Genomic DNA, 5,866 nt, shown 5'->3' with positions numbered 1-5,866 from the left:
CTTCAACCCGTCGCGACGCATCACACGGCAAGCCTCGCGGCCATCCATATCGGGAAGACCGACATCGAGCAGGACGAGATCGACATGAGCCTTGCGCGCATGTTCGATTCCCGTCGAGGCGGTCGATGCCGTCGCGACCTCGAACTCTTCGTGAAGCTGCAATTGTTCCGCCAGAGAGCCGCGCAGGGCCTCGTCGTCATCGACGATCAGGATTTTCTTGTGGCTCATGGGATCGATGCGACCGGGTTCTGGCGAATGGGATCAAAGGGAATAGCCGAAATACTTGATATGTTTTTCGAGGACGGGAAGTACGGGCGCGAGATGTTTTTCATAGCGCCGCCAGCGATCCGCCGAACTCGAATAGATGGGTTGCGTAACCTGCGAATAGGAGGGTGTACGGATCGTCCCGCGCGCCAGCGCATGGGCGGCGGGATCGGCCTGCGCCTCGTTCCAGGGCAGGCCGAGAAAATCGAGCACCGGCTCGACCTCGGCGCGGATATCGCGGATGAGGTTTTCGTAGCGCACCTCGACGACGTTGAGCGGCAAAAGCTCGCGATATTGCCGCCAGAGCGTCATGACGCGGTCGTAGAGATGGGCGGCATCTTCGAGCGTCAGCGAATTCGCCATCGAGGCGTTGAGCGCGAAATCCTGCATGAAGCAGGAGAGAATGCTGTCGGCCGGATGACGGAGCGCCAGGATGACCTTCGCCTCTGGAAAGACGGCGTGAATGAGCCCGGTATGAATGATGTTCAACGGCAACTTGTTGACGACATGCTTGCCGACGAGGTCGGCGCCATCGGCTTCGAGTTTCGACCAGTAGAGCGCGCGCAAGGCCTGCCGTTCGCCATCGTCGATCTCGGCCAGAGCCGCCGGAAATCCGGCGGGAGAAAGTGCAAGTTCGTCGCGCAGCGCGATCAGCGTGGGCAATTCCTCGAAGACCTGCACGTCGGGATTTGCGTCGAGAATCTGATCGAGCAGCGTCGTCCCGGAGCGTGGAAAGCCGACCAAGAATACCGGCACGCCCCTATGTCCGTCGTCCGGAGTTTGCGGCGATCGCGGCTTCCACGAGGCGACCCAATCCGGCGTGAAGGCCGAGATCAGATCCTCGACCTGGACGAGATAGGAATTCTTGTCGATCCCCATCTTCCTGCCGATCCGGGCCGATGCCGCGTTCTGACGGGTGTAGTGCAGGAAGGCTTCGTCGGTCTCGCCCAGAAGGTCGCAGATGGTCGCCAGATCGTTCTCGACGCCGCTTTCGAGGGCGGGATCGATGTCGCGCAGCGCCTCGAGCGCGGTACGAATTTCCACCAGCATCGCTTTGTCCCTGGGCGAACGGCGGCGGCGGATGCGCGCCCAGAGGCGGACGGCGGCGACGTCGCCGGGGGTCTTCGCCAGCGCGCGCTCCGCGAAATCGAGGGCCGTGTCGAGTTCGGTCAACCGCTCGTGGAGCCCCGCCAGCAGGACATAGAGGGCGGGCGGCGGCGAAGGAATATGCGAGAGAGCGCGCATGCAGTACTCGACACCCTCGCGAAACCGCCCCGTCTCCGTCGCCAGTTCGGCGGCACGCAGATAAGGCGCGGGATTGGCCGGTGCGATCTCCATGGCGCGGATGAAATCCGCTAGAGCTTCGTCGGGCCGCCGGCTGCCCTTCAGCAGCGCGCCGCGATTGACCAGAGCCTGGACAGAATCCGGTTTCAACCGCAGAGCCGCCGCATAATTCGCCATTGCCTCATCGGCCTTGCCCTGATCCCTCTGGACGTTGGCGAGGTTGATCAACAGATCGGGGTGAGGCGGAAGCAGGCCCGCCGCGGCCGAGATGAACGTCTCGGCGATGGCGCAATCGCCCTTGCCATGCGCGACGAGGCCGAGGAGATGGAGCGCGTCGGGGTGTTTCGGCACGACACGCAGGACTTGTTGGGCGGCAGCTCCCGCCTGATCGAGACGACCCGCCGCATAATGGGTGGCGCCTGCTTGCAGCGCGCGCGCGAGATCCGTCTGCTGCCAAGCGGCGGGCCCAGCCGAAGGCGCAGGCCTCCCGATCGCGGAGGGCGGCAGACCCACGGTGGCGCGTCCCGCCTGAAAGGCAGTCGTCGATCCGGGTTTCGGACCCGGACGCGAGGGTGGCTTGGTCATCGGAAATTCGTCCTTCGGGCGGCGGCGGCGCGAGTTTGCCACAGGGCGAAGCAGCGGCCAACGGCCTCACCCCCTGGACATGCCCGGCAAGCTCTGCCGACCGGCACGAAAAGTCAAACGAAACGGCAGGTTAAGCCATTGTAACGCCAGCAATTTCCGGTGGCCCAAGGTTTGCTCCGCAAGGGTTGGCGCGACAGGCGCCGAGAAAGGGCGAGGCCCCCGGATGACGGATTTCACTGCGACCGTGCCGCTTGGCCATCAGGGCAAGCACAACATGGCGTCGGAAGCCTTCGAGGCGCTGCGCGCGGCCCGGACCGGCGCAGGCGCGAAGCAGGTGGATGGAACCTCAGGCAGGAACGAGCTGAGCTTCGGCGACCTCATCGACACGCTGAACCCTCTTCAACACATTCCGGTCGTGTCGTCGCTTTACCGGCAACTGACCGGCGACACGTTGAGCCCCGAGGCCCGCGTCGCCGGCGGCGCCCTTTACGGCGGGCCAATCGGGCTTGTCGCCTCTGTTTTCGATGCGGCGGTCGAGGCCGTCAGCGGCGCCGATATGGGCGAGCACATGATCGCGAGCATGACCGGCAGCACGACGACGGAGCCGACAGCTCTCGCCGAAGCGGGGCCGAAGGTCGAGACGCCGGTACGCGAACAACCGGCCCGAAAGGAGCAGATCGCCGCCGCGAAGACGCCCGACGCCGCGCCGTTGGCGCTTGCAAGCCAGGGCCAGACCGACCATCCGGCATCGCCGGCAAGCCTCGCACCCGCAACGTCGGCCAGCGCCCAATCCGTTCCGAAATCCCTGCCCCAGCTGAGCCCCGACGCCTTCAACGCCCTGCTCAGTTCCTTTGCCGATCCCAAGGTGGCGAAGGATGCGAACCCGGCTCTGGCCGCCGCCGCTGACACCGGTGCCGCGAACAAGGCGAAGGCCGCACCCGCCAAACCTGCCACCACCGATCTCGCCGGCGCCATGGCGCAGGGCCTCGACCAGCTCGATGCATTGAAGCGCGCCCGACCCGACATTCCGTTCGCGACCTCTTTTGCCGACCCGGCAACAGGCGGACTCTGATCCCCGTCTGGCGGCCGGGCGCGACGCCCGCTAGATTGACGTCCTGATGACCGACATTCGCGTGACAGCCCGACCGGGCGCCCATCAAGGCCTTCTGCATATCGCCGGCGACGTTTTTCCCTGCGCCCTCGGACGCGCGGGGCTCGTCGCGAAAAAGCGCGAAGGCGACGGCGGGACGCCTGTCGGCCATTTTGCGCTGCGCGAACTTCTCTATCGGCCGGACCGGCTGGAGGCGCCCTCGACAGCGCTGCCGTCGCGACCCATCGCACCGGACGACGGCTGGTGCGACGCGAGCGGGGACCCGGCCTATAACCGCATGGTCAAACTGCCTTACCCGGCAAGCTGCGAAACGCTCTGGCGCCCCGACGGTCTTTACGATCTCGTCGTGCCGCTCGGTTACAATGACGATCCGGTGGTGCCGGGCGCCGGCAGCGCCATCTTCTTTCATCTGGCCAAGGAAGAAGGCGACGGCCTCGGCGCGACGGAAGGCTGCGTCGCCTTGCGCCTTGCCGACATGCACGCCGTGCTGGCCCGCGTCACGCCGCAGACGCGGATGACGATCGGCCTCGCGTGAGTTCCTTGAGCTCGCGTCAGCCCCTTGAGCCGAAAAGCGCGCTGCCGACACGGACATGCGTGGCGCCGAAGGCAATCGCGGTTTCAAAATCGGCGCTCATGCCCATCGAGAGTTGCTTAAGGCTATTGCGCCGCGCGAGCTTGTCGAGCAGCGCGAAATGCAGCGCCGGCTCCTCGTCGACCGGCGGGATGCACATCAACCCTTCGATGTCGAGGCGGTGCACATCGCGGCAGCGAGCGATAAAATCGTCGATCTCGCCGGGAAGGATGCCCGCCTTTTGCGGCTCCTCGCCGGTATTGACCTGAACGAAGAGGCGCGGAAGCACCGCGCCCTTGTCGCGCTCGCCGACCAGCGCCTCGGCAAGACGCTCGCGGTCGAGCGTGTGAAAGACATCGAAGAGCGCCAGCGCCTCCTTCAGCTTGTTGGTCTGCAGAGGGCCGATCAGATGAAGTTCGAGACCGGGCGTCGCCGATTTGAGCGCCGGCCATTTGGCGGCGGCTTCCTGCACGCGGTTCTCGCCGAAGACGCGCTGTCCGGCGGCGATGAGCGGCGCGATCGCCTCGGCGTCGAAGGTCTTCGACACGGCGACGAGCGTGACGTCGCCGGGCGCGCGTCCCGCCGCGCGGGCCGCGGCGGCGATGCGCGCCTGAATGGCCTCGAGGCGGCCCGCCGGCGTATCGCCGGTCGCGGCATGTTGCTGTAGGCTTTTATCGACCATGACCAAGTCTTTCCCGCGAGATGCGGAAGCGAAACTAGGCAAGCGCCGGAACCGTTGCAAGGCGGGATTGCCGTTCGCGATCGCCATGACCGATCCCCTGCGCCGCCCGGACCCCGCCGAGGCGCTGAGGCGGGCGCCGAAAGGATCAGCCGTCATCTACCGCGCCTATGGCGTGGCGCATGATGACGCGCGCCTGCGCGAGCTTGCGCGCCTGGCGCGCCTGCGCGGCGTGCTGCTGCTCGTCGCAGGCGACCTCAAGGCCGGCTCGTGCCTCGGCATTGGCGGGCTTCATCTTCCCGAGTATCTCATTCGTCAGTCTGCGGAGCAGCGTTTCGCGCGTCCAGCGCGGCGAAAGCCCGACCTCGTCGTGACGGCCGCCGCGCATTCGCAAGCCGCCATTACCGCCGCAGCGCGGGCGGGCGTCGATGCGGTGCTGATCTCGCCCGTCTTCGCGACGCGGAGCCACCCGGACGCACGCCCCCTCGGGGTCGTCCGCTTCGCGGCGCTCGCCTCATGCGCGAGGACGCATGGCCTCGCCGTCTATGCGCTGGGCGGCGCGACCGGCGAGAGGGCGCGGCGAAGGCTGGCGGGCGTCCGGCTTCACGGCGTCGCCGGCATCGGCGCGTCGGCAACGCGCCCGTCCTGAGCGCCAGACGGGCTGTTGCCTATTCTCCATTCCGGGGAGGGGACGAGGGCACCACGTCCTTGTAGTCTTCGGGTATATAGCCGAACCGCGCCATCTGCTCGTGATGGTCGGTGACGATCCGGCGCACCTGATCGGGCGTGAGTTTCCTGCGCCATTGATCGCGCTTGCCTTCGCGAAAGAAGGCTTTCGATATGCCGGGGCGTTCCTTGAAGCCGCGTTTCTCCTCCTGCGCCTTCAGCACCTTGAAGGACGAGAACTTGATCGCGCGCTCGAGGCGATCGGCCGTCGGCTTCAATCCCAGGAAATCCGCGACCCGCTTGAAGCTCTTGCGAGGCTTGTCGAGCATGTCCTCGTAGCGCATGACGAGCAGCTGCGGATTGGGTTGTTGCGTCCAGCTCCGGACATTGGTCGACCAGGAGCCGTAATGCTCGGGCACATGCGTATCGTTTGGCTTCGTGCAGGCGGCTTCATTGGCCAACACCTCGATAGCCTCATCGATTGAAACGCCGAAATGCGGTCCCATGGACAGCGCAACGTCGAGAGGATTGCGCACGATGTAAATACCTCCGGCCGTCACATCCATGTTGTGCAGCGGCACGCCGGCGATTTCGCCGAGGAAGTGGTGCGTTTTTACGAAGACAGAGTCGGGGAAAACCGTGGTGAAATCGCGCTGTACTTGCGGCCGATATCGCGCCGCTTCCTCATCCGTCATCTCGCGGAAGG

The 5,866-nt window shown here is 65.8% G+C and carries 7 protein-coding genes; 3 read left to right on the top strand and 4 right to left on the bottom strand.

All coding sequences use genetic code 11. The features are described from left to right. The coding region (locus tag VMR03_RS13095) for a response regulator transcription factor (RefSeq protein WP_325405913.1) at window positions 1-228 on the bottom strand (228 nt) is incomplete at its 3' end. A gap of 33 nt (window positions 229-261) precedes the next feature. After that, complete coding sequence (locus VMR03_RS13090; RefSeq protein WP_325405912.1) at window positions 262-2,133, bottom strand: tetratricopeptide repeat-containing sulfotransferase family protein; 1,872 nt, start codon at window positions 2,131-2,133, stop codon at window positions 262-264. 223 nt (window positions 2,134-2,356) lie between these two features. Here VMR03_RS13090 and VMR03_RS13085 point away from each other — a divergent pair, with 223 nt between their 5' ends. Then, window positions 2,357-3,205 carry a hypothetical protein gene (locus VMR03_RS13085; RefSeq protein WP_325405910.1) on the top strand — a complete coding sequence of 283 codons (849 nt, stop codon included), beginning with the start codon at window positions 2,357-2,359 and terminating at the stop codon, window positions 3,203-3,205. Between the two features lie 46 nt (window positions 3,206-3,251). Beyond that, window positions 3,252-3,779: a L,D-transpeptidase family protein gene (locus VMR03_RS13080; protein WP_325405908.1), complete on the top strand. Its 528-nt coding sequence runs from the start codon at window positions 3,252-3,254 to the stop codon at window positions 3,777-3,779. Window positions 3,780-3,795: 16 nt separating this feature from the next. Here VMR03_RS13080 and VMR03_RS13075 read toward each other — a convergent pair whose 3' ends face one another. Beyond that, window positions 3,796-4,497 carry a YggS family pyridoxal phosphate-dependent enzyme gene (locus VMR03_RS13075; protein ID WP_325405906.1) on the bottom strand — a complete coding sequence of 234 codons (702 nt, stop codon included), beginning with the start codon at window positions 4,495-4,497 and terminating at the stop codon, window positions 3,796-3,798. Here VMR03_RS13075 and VMR03_RS13070 point away from each other — a divergent pair. Continuing rightward, a complete protein-coding gene (locus VMR03_RS13070) occupies window positions 4,496-5,143 on the top strand; it encodes a thiamine phosphate synthase (RefSeq protein ID WP_325405904.1) in 648 nt (215 codons plus the stop codon). The genes VMR03_RS13075 and VMR03_RS13070 overlap by 2 nt on opposite strands. 19 nt (window positions 5,144-5,162) lie before the next feature. On the opposite strand, the gene VMR03_RS13065 is transcribed toward VMR03_RS13070, so the two are convergent. Further along, window positions 5,163-5,866 (bottom strand): sulfotransferase domain-containing protein (locus VMR03_RS13065; RefSeq protein ID WP_325405902.1); only part of this gene is annotated, 704 nt, incomplete at its 5' end.

Source organism: Parvibaculum sp. (assembly GCF_035511255.1).
Lineage (GTDB): Bacteria > Pseudomonadota > Alphaproteobacteria > Parvibaculales > Parvibaculaceae > Parvibaculum.
Note: the sequence above shows the minus strand (reverse complement) of the source record. Positions and strands in the feature narration are given on the sequence as shown.